Origin of the sequence: Azospirillum sp. A1-3 (assembly GCF_023806445.1) — a bacterium.
Classification (GTDB): domain Bacteria; phylum Pseudomonadota; class Alphaproteobacteria; order Azospirillales; family Azospirillaceae; genus Azospirillum.
In genome coordinates, this window is record NZ_JAMSLU010000004.1 from 152,284 (window position 1) to 165,978 (window position 13,695).

The following is a 13,695-nucleotide window of genomic DNA, read 5'->3' on the forward strand; positions in this document are numbered from 1 at the left end:
GACCTGCGCATTCCAAGCCGCGGCCCTCACCCTCGCCCTGCTTCTGCCCGCCACGGCCCTTCCCGTGCTCGCTGCCGACCCGCCCCCGACAGCGACGACGGCCCAGCAGACGGTGCCGCGCACCATCCTGGCGCTGGTCGATTTGCGCGAGGAAAGCACGATCCGTCTCAGCCGCATCCACACGATGGTGGAACTGCCGCTGAACCATCTCGGCCTGTCGGTGGTCTATTGGAACGTCGCCGACGGGCTGCCCGACCTGTCGCGCTATCCCGACCTGCGCGGTGTCGTCAGCTGGTTCGCGGGGGAGCCCTTCACCGATGTCGGCGCCTACATCGCCTGGGCCGGACGGGCGATGGACCGCGGCGTCCGTTTTGCCGTCCTGGGCCAGTCGGGCGTGCGGCTGGAGCGCGGCGGCAAGCCGGTGCCGCTGGCGCTTTCCAACCGCTTCTTCGCCCGGTTCGGACTGCGCGACGACGACGGCTATTCCGACCTGACCTACAAATCCCGGCCGGCGCTGGCCGACGGCATGATCGGGTTCGAACGGCCGCTGTCGGGGGTGCTGCCCGGCTATCCGCTGTTCCGCAAGACCGACGAGCGCTTCGCCTCCCATCTGGTGATGCGGCGCGGCGACGATCCGGCCAGCGACAGCCATCTGGTGGTCACCGGCCCGTCCGGCGGCCTGGTCACCGACGGTTACGGCCGCCATTTCGACGCCGAGTACAACCGCCGGCAATGGATCGTCGATCCCTTCGCCTTCTTCCGCGACAGCTTCGCCACCGACGACCTGCCGAAGCCCGACGTCACCACCCTGTCGGGCCGGCGCATCTATTTCAGCCACATCGACGGCGACGGCTGGCGCAACGTGACGGAGGTGGCGCCCTATGCCGCCCGCCGCGTGCTGTCCGCCGACATGGTGCGCACCGCCGCCATCGAACCCTTTCCCGACCTGCCGGTCAGCGTCGCCCCCATCGTCGGCGACCTCGACCCGACATGGAAGGGCACGCCGGACTCTCTGGAGGCCGCGAAGAAGCTGTTCGCCCTGCCGCAGGTGGAGCCGTCCAGCCACACCTGGACCCACCCGTTCCAGTGGTCCTTCTTCAAGGATTACAGCCGGCAGAACGAGGCGCCCTTCCTCAACCGCGAGAGCAGCTATCGCCCCGGCAAGGCCGACGACCATGCGGCGGAGGAGGCGGGGGAGGTGTCGGACATCGGCCGCTATGCCGTGCCGCGCGCCTATCTGCAGCAGCCCTTCGACCTCGACCAGGAGATCGGCGGCGCGCTGGATTACTTCACCCGGCTGGCCCCGACCGGCAAGCGGGCGGTTCTGGTGCAATGGTCGGGCGACACCTCGCCGTTCGAGGCGGCGCTGGCCGCGGTGCGCAAGGCGGGCGGGGTCAACATCAACGGCGGCGACGCCCGCTTCGATGCCGATTTCCCCTCCATCACCGGCCTGCCGCCGGTCGGCCTGCCGGTGGGGGCGGAGCGGCAGATCTACGCCGCCGGCAGCAACGAGAACACCTATACCGAGCTGTGGACCGGCCGCTTCTACGGCTACCGCAATCTGATCAACACGATGCGCCACGCCGGCAGCCCGATCCGGCTGAAGCCCTTCAACGTCTATTACCACATGTACAGCGGCCAGAAGGCGGCCAGCCTGAACGCGCTGGTCTCGGTGCTGACCGCCGCCCGTGAGCAGGAGCTGGCGCCCGTCGCCGCCTCCACCTACGCCCGCATCGCCGAAGGTTTCTACACCACCCGGTTCGAGCCGCTGCCAAGCGGGGCGGATGTCGGGCGGCGCTGGCGCGTGCTGGATCGCCGGGCGTTGAACACGCTGCGCTTCGACCATGCCAGCGCCAGCGCGATCGATTTCACCCGCTCCATTGGCGTGCTGGGCCAGCGCCACAGCCAGGGCAGCCTCTATGTGACGCTCGACCCGGCGGTGGCGGAGCCAGTGGTGGCACTGACCGAGACCGACCGCGCCGACCGCGACCCGCCGGCCGCAGCGCCCTATCTGGTCCAGGGACGTTGGGCCTTTTCCGCGCTTGCCGCAGAAGGGCAGGGCTTCCGCGTCGCCGCCACCGGCTATGGCGAGGGCGCCATGGTCTGGCATGTGCCGCGCTCCGGCCGCTGGACGGTCACGGCGGAGCGCGACGGAGCCCGGCTGTGGTCCGGCACCGCCGATGCGGATGCAGACGGCCGGCTGGCGCTGACGGTGCCGGTGTCCGCCATCGCGCCGCTGCTGCTGCGGATCCGCCCGACCGGTGGCGCTTCTGGCGGCACGGCGGGGTAGGGCGGCGATGCGCGCGAACATCCTCGTCGTTCTGCTGGTGCTGCTCGTGGGCATCGGTGCCAGCCTGCTGCTGATCCCGCACAGCGGCGAGCTTGCCCTGCAGAAGTTCCGCGACCGCGATTACGACAGCGCCCGCGCGGTCTACGAGCAGCGCTATGCCGCCGGCGACCGCAGCGGCACCACGGTGATGCCGCTGACCCGCCTGTCGCTGGCCCAGGGCGACGTCGAGCGCACCATCGCCCTGACCGAGGAGTTCGTCGCTGCCGAGCCGTCCTCCGTCGAAGCGCGGGAGTTGCTGAACCGCCTCTACCAGGATGCGCAGCGGCCCGGCGATTATCTGGAAAACCTGAAGGCCCTGGCGGAGCTGCGCCACAGCGCCGACCTCTACCGCGACCTCGCCTATGCCGCCGGCTTTCGCAACCGGATGGCGTTGAAGGTGGAGGCGCTGACCCGCTACTGCACCCTGCGTCCCGATGATGTCGAGGCTCCGCAGGAACTGGCGGCACTGCTGGCCGCGCGCGGCGATCCTACCGGGGCGGTGGACTGGCTGTTGCGCGCCGACGACCGTGCCAAGGGCGAGATCCAGCCCGACAGCCGCGAATTGCTGATGAGCCTGCTGATCGACCTCGACCGCGAGGAGGAGGCATTCGACCGTGCCCGGCGCTGGCTGGGCGAGAATCCCACCGTCGCCGACATGATCGGTCTGGCGAGCCAGCTTGCTGCGGCGTCCCGCCCCGACCTCGCCCTGCGGCTGATCGAACCACAGGTGACGGGGCGCAATCCTGTGCTGGCGCTGGAGCTGACCTACATCGACCTGCTGATCGCCGCCGACCGCCGGGAGGAGGCGCGGACCCGCCTGTCGGCGCTTCCCGGCCCGGTCGAGGATGTCCAGTTCGGGCGGCTGCTGGCGCTGGAGGTGAATGCCGGCCTGCTTCGTCCGGCGCTGGCGGCGACCAAGGGGCGCGACCTGCATCTGGTGCCCGACTGGGTCCTCGCCGGGCTGGCGGAAAGCGCGTTGCGCGAGGGTGACCGCAGCTTTCCCGACCGCCTCTATCGCGAGTTGGGCGACGAATTCCTGGACGATTATCCGCTGCTGGCCGCCAACATCGCGCTCGGCCGCGGCGACCCCGCCGCCGCCGCGGGATGGGCGGAGCGCGGCCTTGCCGGCGGCGGGCTGACCCCCGGCGACCAGCTGGCCGCCATTCGCATCCTCGACCGTGCCGGCCGCCATGGCGCGGCGACCGCTGCCTTCGACCGGCTGCCGCTGTCCGGCGGCATTCCCGACGAGCAGTTGGAGGAGCTTGCCGCCCTGTTCATCGACCTCGACCGCGCGCCGACCGGGCTCTCCTGGTTCACCGCCCGGCGGCAGACCACGCCGTCGCCGGCCGCTGGCCAGGGTTGGGCCCGGCTGGCGGCCAAAGCCGGCGATCCCACCGCCGTCGCCGATTGGCTGGCCGGGCAACCCAAACTGCCGATCGGCCTGTTGCAGGACATCGCCGGCAGCGCCGCCGAACGCGCCGTCAATTCCCCCTCGGCGGCGGCGCTTGCCCTTGCCGCCTCGCAACGCGCCTTCGCGCTCGATCCCTCGCCGCGCAGCCGTCTGGCCCTCGCCAACGCCCTGACGGCCACCGGCAAGCCCGCCGAGGCGCTGCCGCTGCTGGCCCCGCTGCTGGCGGATGGCGGCACGGAGGTGGAGGCCGCCTATATCGCCGCGCTGGCCGGCGCCGGCCGGTCGGAGGAACTGACCCGTCACCTGACCGCCAAGCTGGCGAAGGGCAATTTGTCCGATGCGGACCAGCAGGCCATCGTCACCATGCTGCTCGACGACAAGGCCTATCGCGCCGCCCTCCCGCTTCTGCGCAGCTGGGCCGAGGGGCAGGGCGGGGATTGGCTCGGCGTTTATGCCGATGCGGCGGCCAAGGCCAATGCGCTGCCCGACCTCGCCGCCTTGCTGCAAAGCCGGGCCGCCGCCGCCCCGCTGGCCGAGGCGGAGGATGCGCTTTACCGCGACACGCTGACGACGCTTGGCCGCAAGGCCGACCTGCGCCGCTATCTGCTGGCGCGTGCCACCGACAGCCGTCTGCCCGCCGACAAGCGGCGGGAGCCGGTCTCCGCTCTGCTGACGCTTGGCGACAAAGCGGGGGCGGAGCAGGCCCTGCAGCGGCTGGCGGCCGGGCAGGGGCCGCAGAGTGAGGATTTCCGGCAGCTCGCCTATCTTTGGGGACCGCGCCCGCCTGCCGCCGGTCTGGACTGGATCGAGGCGCGGGCCAAGGCGGCGTCCAGCCCGGCCGAACAGGCGGCATGGTATGACCGCCTCGCCGAGTATGGCGGCGGGCGCCGCGTTATCGCCGGGCTCGCCGGCCAGGGGGCCGCTCCGGTGCAACCGGCGTTGAAGGCCCCCTACATCGAGGCGTTGGCGGCGGCCGGCAAGGGCAAGGAACTGGCCCAGGCCCTGCGCACCGCCGTTCCCGAAGAAGCCGCCCCCGACCGCCTGCGCCGCTACGCCCGCCTCGCCGAGCAGACCGGGCAGCGCGCCGCCGCCGCCCAGGCCTGGACCGCCCTGCTGGCGCGCAAGCCCGACGATGCCGACGCGCTGCGCCAGCTCGGCATGCTGGCCTATGACGAGAACCGCCTCGCCGACGCCGAACGGCTGCTGCGCCGCTACGTCGCCACCGGCCCCGACGATTACGAAGCCTATTATTTCCTGGGCGAGGCGCTGACAGCGCTGAAGCGTCCGGCCGCGGCGGTTCCGTTCTACCGCACCGCCCTGTCCCAGCTGCGCCACCGCGCCGGCCGTGGCGACGCGGCTGTCCAGACGGAAGCGAATTTGCTGAACCGGCTGGGCAAGGTCGACGACGCCGTGGCTCTGTTCGAGGGCTTGCGCAAGCGCCGCCCGACCGACCGCCAACTGAGGGCCGACTACGCCTCGATGCTGATCGAAAACGGACGACTGCCGGAGGCCCGCCGTGTCCTGGCCCTTCCGTAATCGCCTCTTAACTCCCCCGCTTTCCATCCCCTCTCCCCCCCGGGGAGAGGGAGGGACCCCGCGCCCGTGGCGCGGGGAGGGTGAGGGGGATGCACCGCGTGGCTTCCCGAGAATCCTCGCCACGCATCCCCCTCACCCTAACCCTCTCCCCGGGGGGGAGAGGGGATTGAGGGCGGGTGTGCTCGCCCTCGCCCTAACCCTCCTCGCCGCGACCCCCGCCTACGCCCAATCGGCTGCCCGCCTCGAAGCCGTGCGTGAGGACCGCGCCGCCCATTTCGCCCTGCATTGGCCCGGCCCGGTCGCCACCGAAATCCAGCGCGACGGCCGCGAACTGATCCTGCGCTTCAACCGCCCACTCGGCGAGGTCGCGCTCGACCGCGTGCCGGAGCGGCTGGAGTCCTGGGTCGACAACATCCTCTACGGCTATGACAGCGTCGTCCTGGTGCTCGCCACCGGTGTCGAGGCGACGGTTGCGACCGATCGCACCGGCCTCAGCGTCGCCCTGAACCGTGCCCCCGCCGCCGCCCCCAGCCGCGAGGCGCAGGCCGCCGATCGTGCCGCCGGCCGGCGTCTCGACTATTTCCGCGCGCTGGCGCTGATGGAGGGCGGCGACGTCCGCCCGGCGCGGAACCTGCTGCGCGACCTGCTGGAACAGGATCCCAACGATGCTCAATCCACGGCGCTGCTCGCCCAGGCGGAGGAACGGCTCGGCCGCTGGCGCGAAGCGATCCGGGCCTATGACACCGCGCTGGAACTGACGCCCGACGAACCCTCCCTGATCCAGGGCAAGGCGCTGCTTCTGCACGAGAATGGGGATCGCAGCCGCCTCGACATCGATTGGCAAAAGGTGCGCAACGCCGACATGCAGCGCATCGCCCGCTTCAGCGGCGTGCAGGAGCTCGGCCGCTCCACCGCCTTCACCTGGAGCCTTGAGCGTCGCGAGGTCGATGTCGACGCCGCCCGCCGCGAAGATGGCCGGCTTGAGCCTTTCCACGGCGCCCGCTCCCGTCTGGAGGCGGCGCTGGTCCATGACTGGCCGGAGGCGGAACGCTCCACCCTGTCGCTCTACGCCGCGCCGCAGACGCTGGGTGCCGGCTTCATCCAAGGCTGGCGCGGTGAGGAAACGGAGACCCGCGCCGGCTTCGCCTGGAGCGAGCCGAGCTTCGCCTTTCTGGAGGGCATCGTCGACGGTGGCCGGCGCGACCGCCTGTTCGTCCAGCATGAGGACCGGCTGTCCGACCGCTGGTTCCTGTCGCTGGGCGCCGGCTACAACCGCTATGGCCTTGCCGGCGACGCCGATCTGGCGCGCAGCGCGACGGTGGAGGGATCGCTCCGCTACACGCTGAACGTGGCGGGTCCGCTGACCAGCGTCGCCTATGTGCTGGACGCCGAATATGTCGCCCGCCGCGAGGAACGGCAGGACGCGCTCGGCCAGCCCTACGTCCCGCTGCCGGCGGCGACGCGCGAGGTTCATGCGCTGCAGCTGAATGCCGAGGATTACCTGACCGATTACGTCCGCTATGCGGTGCAGGTCGGCTACGCCTATGACCGGCGGGGCCGCAGCGGACCGCAGGGCGCCGTCTCGCTGGGATGGGAACCAGCGGACAATCTGGAGCTGAATTTCCGGGCCAGCCATGCCCGCTCCACCTCGCGCGGCACGGCCAGCGCGGTGAACAGCGCGGGTGTCACGCTGGTCTGGCGTTATTGACGGTGTGTCAACACTTTATGGTTAAAAAAGGTGGGCTGGTGATGAGGCGAGAGGGTGTGGGAATGACGGGCAAGGGTGTGCGGGCCTGCGGGGCGCTGCTGGCGGTGGGGCTGCTGCTGGCGGGCTGCAGCTTCGGCCGGATCAACAGCCGCGACTTCGCCCAGCCGGGCGCCGTGCTGCCGGCCGGCTCGACCGTCGCCGTCCTGCCCTTCGAAAATCTGACCAACCATCCCAACGCCGGCCAGATCGCCGCCGACATCGTCTCCACCGAACTGTACGGCGTCGACGGCCTCCGCAGCATGGATGCGTCCCGCGTCCGCAGCCGCCTGTCCGCCGCCAAGCCCACCGTCGACGCAGCCGCCGCAACCGATGCGCCGGCCGACGCCGCCCCGCCGGACGCCCAGGCCGCCGGCCGGACGCTGGGAGTGGATGCGGTGCTGTCCGGCAGCGTGTCGGAATATGGTTACCAGCATGGCCTGCGCGAGGAGCCGGTGGTCGGCCTGAACGCCCGGCTGGTCCGCAGCTCCGACGGCGCCGTGCTGTGGACCTCCAGCCAGTCGGAGGCCGGCCGCGGCTATTTCAGCCGCGACAGCGTCAACAACGTCGCCCAGCGGGTGGTGACCCGCATGATCGACAGCCTGCGGCCGGTGGTCGCCGCACCCGCCGTGCCCACTTCGGCGTATCCCCCGGCCCAGGCCGGCCGCGCCTCCGACAGCGACTTCTCCAACGACCTGCACCGCGAGTGAGCGTGCAGGCATGAGCGCAGAGTCCAGCCCCTCTCCGGCATCCCCCCGCCGCTGGTTCGGCCTGCGGCCGGTCGCGCTGCTGGAGCTGCTGCTGTTCTTCGCCGTGGCGCTGGGGCTGGATGTCTGGCTGGGCGCCGGGCTGCGCTTCGACGGGGTGCAGCCGCATCCCTTCTGGATCCCGGTCCTGCTGTTGGCGATCCAGTACGGCACGAGCGAGGGCGTGCTGGCGGCGCTGGTGGCGTCGGTGGCGCTGCGGCTCGGCAACATGCCGGATGCCGGCATCGACCAGGATCTCTACGACCATCTCTTCACCCTGACGCGCGAGCCGATCCTGTGGCTGGTCGCCGCCGTGCTGTTCGGCGAGCTGCGCATGCGCCAGCTGCGCGAGCGCGAGGAACTGCGCGCCGGCCTTGCCGCCGCCCGGCAGGAGGCGGAGGCCATCGCCCGGTCCTACCGTGCGCTGAAATCGGTGAAGGAAAGCCTGGAGACCCGCGTCGCCGGTCAGCTGCGCACCGTCTTCACCCTCTATCAGGCCGCCAAGTCCATCGACCATCTGGACGAGGGGGAGGTGATGCTGGGCGTCGCCGACCTTGTCCGCACCGTCATGAAGCCGGAGAAGTTCTCGCTGTTCCTGCTGAACAACGACGTGCTGGAATCGGTGACGAACGAGGGGTGGGACGACGACAACGACAGCTATTCCCGCTGGTTCGACAGCGGCACCCCGCTGTTCCAGACCGTGATCGCCCGCCAGCGCCAGCTCTGCGTCAACCGGGTGGAGGACGAGCGCATCCTGGCCGGCGAAGGCGTGCTGGCCGGGCCGCTGGTCAGCAGCGACACCGGCGAGGTGGTCGGCATGGTGAAGGTCGAAAGCCTTGGCTTCACCGACCTCAGCGTCAACACGGTCGAGAATTTCCGCATCCTGTGCGAATGGATCGGCACCGCACTGGCCAAGGCGCGCCAGTTCCGCACCGCCAACGAACAGCGCGTCTTCACCGACGACGCGCTCTATTCCTCCAGCTACATCGGCCGGCAGGCGGAGTTCCTGGCCCTGCTCGGACGCCGCATGGGGTTCGAGACGACGGCCATCACCATCCGCCCCACCGGCCTGTCCCGCCTGTCGGTCGGCCAGCGTGCAGACCTTGCCGCCGCCATCGGCACGGCGGTGCGCGGCAGCCTGCGCGACACCGACCTCGCCTGCGACTTCGGCCAGCAGGGCGCGTCCTTTGGCGTGATCCTGGCCGGCACGCCGCTGGAGGGCGCGAAGCTGGTCGAGGCGAAGCTGGAACGCGCGGTACGGCGGGAATTGCCCGACGGGCTGTCCAACATCCCCATCGGCTTCGTCACCCGCCGGGTCGAGCCGCCAGAGCCGGAGCCGGAGCCGGCCGCCGGAAAAGCCGTGGCGGAGAGTGCGGGATGACCGGCTCCGCCTCCGAATTTCCCGATTCCGCCGGCACGCTGGCGGGCGACCGCCCGGTCGCCGGTACGGGCGAACTGGTGGTGGCGACGCTCGGCGCCGGGCTGCTCGATTCCGGGGCACTGGCGGTCGGCCTGTCCGGCATCCCCTTCGCCGCACCGTCGGCCGTGGCGCTGCATCTGCTGCTCTGCGGACTGGTCGGGCTGTGGCTGCGCAGCCGGGCTCGCCGGGGCCGCGACCTGCGGCTTGCCGGGCTGCTGCTGGTCACCATGGTGCCGCTGGGGCCGCTGGGCGCCCTCTGCACGCTGGTGACCGCGGCGCTGCTGGCGCTCTTCAGCCGCTATGCCACCGGCTTCCAGGACTGGTATCTCTCCCTCTTCCCCGAAAGCGAGACCGGCCCGGCGCAGGAACTGTACGAGCTGATCGTGTCGGGCCGCGAGAATGCCCATCTGGTGGCCGGCGAATCCTTCACCGACATGATGTGGATGGGCACGCCGCAGCAGAAGCAGGCGGTGATCGCCCTGGTCGCCCGCCATTTCCGCCCCGCCTTCACGCCCGCGCTGAAGGCCGGCCTCGCCGATGCCGACCCGTCCGTCCGCGTCCAGGCCGCCACCGCCACCGCGCGGGTGGAGCATGAGTTCAACGAGCGCTGGCTTTCGCTCGACCATGCCGCCCGCGCCCATCCCGACGACGCTGGCGCCCTGGCCGCCCTTTGCCGCCATCTCGACGATTATGCCTTCTGCGGCCTGCTGGATTCCAACCGCGAGGCGGAGATCCGCGAGAAGGCGTTGGACGGCTACCGCCGCAGCCTGGAACTGGCGCCCGACGACGACGGCATCCGCCTCGACCTCGGCCGGCTGCTGCTGCGCTGCGGACTGGCGGCGGAGGCGGCGGCGCGGCTGGAGCCGCTGATCGACCGCACGTCCGACAGCCGCATCCTGTTCTGGTATGCCGAGAGCCTGTTCCGGCTCGGCCGCTTCGGCGATCTGCGGGCGCTGCCCATCCGCCGGCCCGACCTGCTGGGCGACGGGGCGACGCTGCCCGATGCGCTGCGCGACGTCTTCGCCCTGTGGCGCGACGACGAAACGGCCGCCCCGGAGACCGCAGCGAAGGAGCTGGCCGCATGAGCCGCTCCTCGTCCCAGCCGCTGCCGCCCGAAGCGCCCCGCGCCCCCAAGGCCGACGTCTGCCTGCTGATGGAGGGATCCTATCCCTATGTCGCCGGCGGCGTGTCGACTTGGACGCATGACCTGATCCGCTCGCACTCCGACCTGACCTTCCACATCGTGGCACTGGTCGCCGACCGCGGCGCCCGCAAGCTTGCCTACGATCTGCCGGCCAACGTCACCGGCCTGACCCATGTCTATCTGCAGGACCCGCCCGCCGGATGGCGCTGGCAGCCCGGCACCTCGCGGCTGATGACGGCCCTGGAAAAGCCGCTCGCCCGCCTGCAGCAGGGTGGAGGGCTGACCGAGGTCGCCGAGGTGCTGCGGCTGCTGGCCCCCCGGCGCGGGCGCATCGGCAAGCGGGCGCTGCTGAATTCCGAGGACGCCTTCCAGATGGTAGTGCGCATGTGCAGGGCCGCCCTGCCGGACGCCTCCTTCCTCGAATATTTCTGGGGCAGCCGGGCGCTGATGAGCGGGCTGTTCGCCACGCTGCTGGTGCCGATGCCGCAGGCGTCGGTCTATCACGCCATTTCCACCGGCTATGCCGGGCTGTTCGCCGCGCGGGCGCGGCTGGAGACCGGGCGGCCGGCCCTGCTGACCGAACACGGCATCTACACCAACGAACGGCGCATCGAGATCCTGATGGCCGAATGGCTGTTCGAGGGCGCCGACACCTCCCTGGCGCTCGACCGCAAGAAGCGCGACCTGCGCGATCTGTGGTTGGACACCTTCGCCAGCTACTCCAAGGCCTGTTACGACGCCTGCGACCGCATCATCACCTTGTACGGCGGAAACCAGGAGTTCCAGCGCCGCCAGGGCGCCGACCCGGCCAAGCTGATGATCGTGCCCAACGGCATCGACTATGCCGGCTATTCCCAGGTCCGGCGCGACCCCACGCCGCGCCCGCCGACCATCGCCCTGATCGGCCGCGTCGTGCCGATCAAGGACGTGAAGACCTACATCCGCGCCGCCGGCATCCTGCGCGAGGACATCCCCGACCTGAAGGCGATGATCCTCGGCCCGCTGGAGGAGGACCCCGGCTATGTCGAGGAATGCCGGACCATCGTGAAGCATCTGGGGCTGGAGCAGACGGTGATCTTCGCCGGCCGGGTCAAGCTGACCGACTGGCTGGGCAAGATCGACGCCATCGCGCTGACCAGCGTTAGCGAGGCGCAGCCGCTGGTGATCCTGGAAGCCGGGGCGTCTGGAGTGCCAACGGTGGCGACCGATGTCGGCTCCTGTTCGGAACTGCTGATGGGCCGTCCCGACGAGGTGCCGCCGCTGGGTCCGGGCGGGGCAGTGACGCCGCTGGCCAGCCCGCTCGACACCGCGCGGGAACTGCGCGCCCTGCTGCTCGACCGCCCGTGGCGGGAGCGCTGTGCGCAGGCCATCGCCCGGCGCGTCGCCCAATCCTACGACAAGGTCGCCATCGACCGCGTCTATCGCGCCATCTATGACGAGCACATCGCCATGCCGACCCGGCCGACCCTCGATGGCGCCGATTTCGACCTGAAGGGAGCCGCCTGACATGGCCGGCATCGGCTTCGCGCTCCGCCGGCTGGCCCGGCGCGACGATCTGCTCGGCGTGCTGCAGGGCTATGCCCATTCCGCCTTCATCACGTCCGGCCCCTGGATGTTCACCATCCTGGCGCTGGCCGGCATCACGCTGTTCGGCCGCGATCTGGTGGGGCCGGAGCAGCTGACGCTGTTCCGCGTGGTGGTGATCTACAATTTCTGCTTCTCGGTGGTGTTCACCGGGCCGCTGGTTCTGGTCGCCACCCGCTATCTCGCCGACGCCATCTATGCCAAGGAGGTGGAGGCGGCGCCCGGCATGCTGCTGGCGACGCTGGGGCTGGCCTATGCCATCGCCGGCCTGACTGCCGGCCCCTTCTACCCGCTGTTCAGCGGCCTGCCGCTGCCGATCATGCTGGGCGGGCTGACGAATTTCTTCCTGGTCTGCGGCATCTGGGTGGTGTCGATCTTCCTGTCGGCGTTGAAGGACTATCTGGCGGTCACTGTCGCCTTCGGCGTCGGCATGACCACCGGCATGGCCGGGGCGGTGCTGCTGGGCGACCGCTTCGGCGCGGCGGGGATGATCTGGGGCTTTTCCGCCGGGCTGGCGGTGATCCAGTTCGGGCTGATCGCGCGGGTGCTGGCCGAATATCCCTATCCGGTCGGCCGGCTGTTCGACTTCCTGTCCTATTTCCGCAAATACGCCGATCTGGCGCTGATCGGCTTTTTCGCCAACGCCGCGGTCTGGACCGACAAGTGGATCATGTGGTTCGCGCCGGAGCGCGAATTGGTCTCCGGCGCCATGGCGATCTACAGCGCCTATGACGGCGCCATGTTCATCGCCTATCTGACGACGCTGCCGGCGCTGACCCTGTTCACGGTGAACATCGAGACCCGCTTCTTCGAGCATTACCAGGCCTTCTACCGCGACATCCAGAAGCACGCGACCTTCGATCAGATCGCGCGCAACCACCGCGCCATCATCGCCGCCCTGCTCGACAGCAGCCGCAACCTCGTCATCCTGCAAGGGGCGGTCTGCGCCGTCTGCATCTTCCTGGCTCCGGCCATCGTCGGCGCCATCGGCCTGCAGTACCAGCAGATCGGCATGTTCCGCTTCGGCGTGCTGGGTGCCTTCTTCCAGGTGATGTTCCTGTTCTGCACGGTGATCCTGGCCTATTTCGACCTGCGGGCACGGAACCTGACGGTGCAGCTGGTCTATATGGCGGCCAATGCCGGATTCACCCTGCTGTTCAGCCGGATGGGCTTTCCGTGGTATGGCTACGGCTATTTCCTCAGTTCGCTGCTGGCCTTCGCTGTGGCTTATCTGATGGTGGCCGATGCGGTGCGGCGGCTGCCCTATTTCGCCTTCGTCGCCAACAACCCGTCGGTGCGATGACCCGCCGTCTCATCCCTCCGCTTCTTGTCGTCCTCCTGCTTCCGGCCGCCGCCGGCGCGCAGGAGGTTCTGCGCACCGACCGCACCGACCCCAGCCATCTGCGCCCGCCCTTCCGCGCCTATGAACCGCCGCCGCCCGGCCACGAGCCGCGCCTGCGCCGTACCGAAAGCCGCGCGGTCTACAAGCTGCCCGACGGCCTGAAGGGGCTTGCGACGCTGGACCGCACCCTGTCGCACCTGTGCCAGCGCGGCGCCTTCCTGCAGCAGATCGACGGCCTCTATTGGGCGGCGACCCCGGATTACCGTTATGGCGTCGCCTTTTCCGGCGGCGCCAATCTGATCGACCCCCAGAACCGCCGCCAGCCCGGGAAAGCCTATTTCTTCCGTAACCAGGACAGCCGCTGCAGCGTCTGGATCGGCGATCAGGCGAAGCTGATGCCGCACTACATCGGCGGCTAAACTCCCTCTCCCCCCGGGGA

9 protein-coding genes are annotated in these 13,695 nt (G+C 70.2%); all 9 read left to right on the forward strand.

What is annotated here, in order from left to right; genetic code table 11:
- Positions 1–64: 64 nt before the first annotated feature.
- The 9 genes from M5E06_RS22145 to M5E06_RS22185 all read left to right on the forward strand — a co-directional run bounded on the left by M5E06_RS22145 (position 65) and on the right by M5E06_RS22185 (position 13,675).
- Positions 65–2,290: a polysaccharide deacetylase family protein gene (locus M5E06_RS22145; RefSeq protein WP_252140036.1), complete on the forward strand. Its 2,226-nt coding sequence runs from the start codon at positions 65–67 to the stop codon at positions 2,288–2,290.
- A 7-nt stretch (positions 2,291–2,297) separates the two neighbouring features.
- Positions 2,298–5,276: a tetratricopeptide repeat protein gene (locus M5E06_RS35645; protein WP_286208927.1), complete on the forward strand. Its 2,979-nt coding sequence runs from the start codon at positions 2,298–2,300 to the stop codon at positions 5,274–5,276.
- A 166-nt stretch (positions 5,277–5,442) separates the two neighbouring features.
- Positions 5,443–6,984, forward strand: a complete 1,542-nt coding sequence (locus tag M5E06_RS22155) for a tetratricopeptide repeat protein (RefSeq protein WP_252140037.1) — start codon at positions 5,443–5,445, stop codon at positions 6,982–6,984.
- A gap of 62 nt (positions 6,985–7,046) precedes the next feature.
- A complete protein-coding gene (locus M5E06_RS22160) occupies positions 7,047–7,730 on the forward strand; it encodes a hypothetical protein (RefSeq protein ID WP_252140038.1) in 684 nt (227 codons plus the stop codon).
- A gap of 10 nt (positions 7,731–7,740) precedes the next feature.
- On the forward strand, positions 7,741–9,147 hold the full coding sequence (locus M5E06_RS22165) for a GAF domain-containing protein (RefSeq protein ID WP_252140039.1): 1,407 nt from the start codon (positions 7,741–7,743) through the stop codon (positions 9,145–9,147).
- Entirely contained in the window at positions 9,144–10,271 is a 1,128-nt protein-coding gene (locus M5E06_RS22170; RefSeq protein WP_252140040.1) for a hypothetical protein, read from the forward strand. The genes M5E06_RS22165 and M5E06_RS22170 overlap by 4 nt, the downstream gene beginning before the upstream one ends.
- Entirely contained in the window at positions 10,268–11,836 is a 1,569-nt protein-coding gene (pelF, locus tag M5E06_RS22175) for a GT4 family glycosyltransferase PelF (RefSeq protein WP_252140041.1), read from the forward strand. The genes M5E06_RS22170 and pelF overlap by 4 nt, the downstream gene beginning before the upstream one ends.
- 1 nt (position 11,837) lies before the next feature.
- Complete coding sequence (pelG, locus tag M5E06_RS22180; protein ID WP_252140042.1) at positions 11,838–13,217, forward strand: exopolysaccharide Pel transporter PelG; 1,380 nt, start codon at positions 11,838–11,840, stop codon at positions 13,215–13,217.
- Positions 13,214–13,675, forward strand: coding sequence for a DUF8265 family protein (locus M5E06_RS22185; protein ID WP_252140043.1), 462 nt, complete (start codon positions 13,214–13,216; stop codon positions 13,673–13,675). Before pelG ends, M5E06_RS22185 begins: the two co-directional genes overlap by 4 nt.
- Positions 13,676–13,695 lie beyond the last annotated feature (20 nt).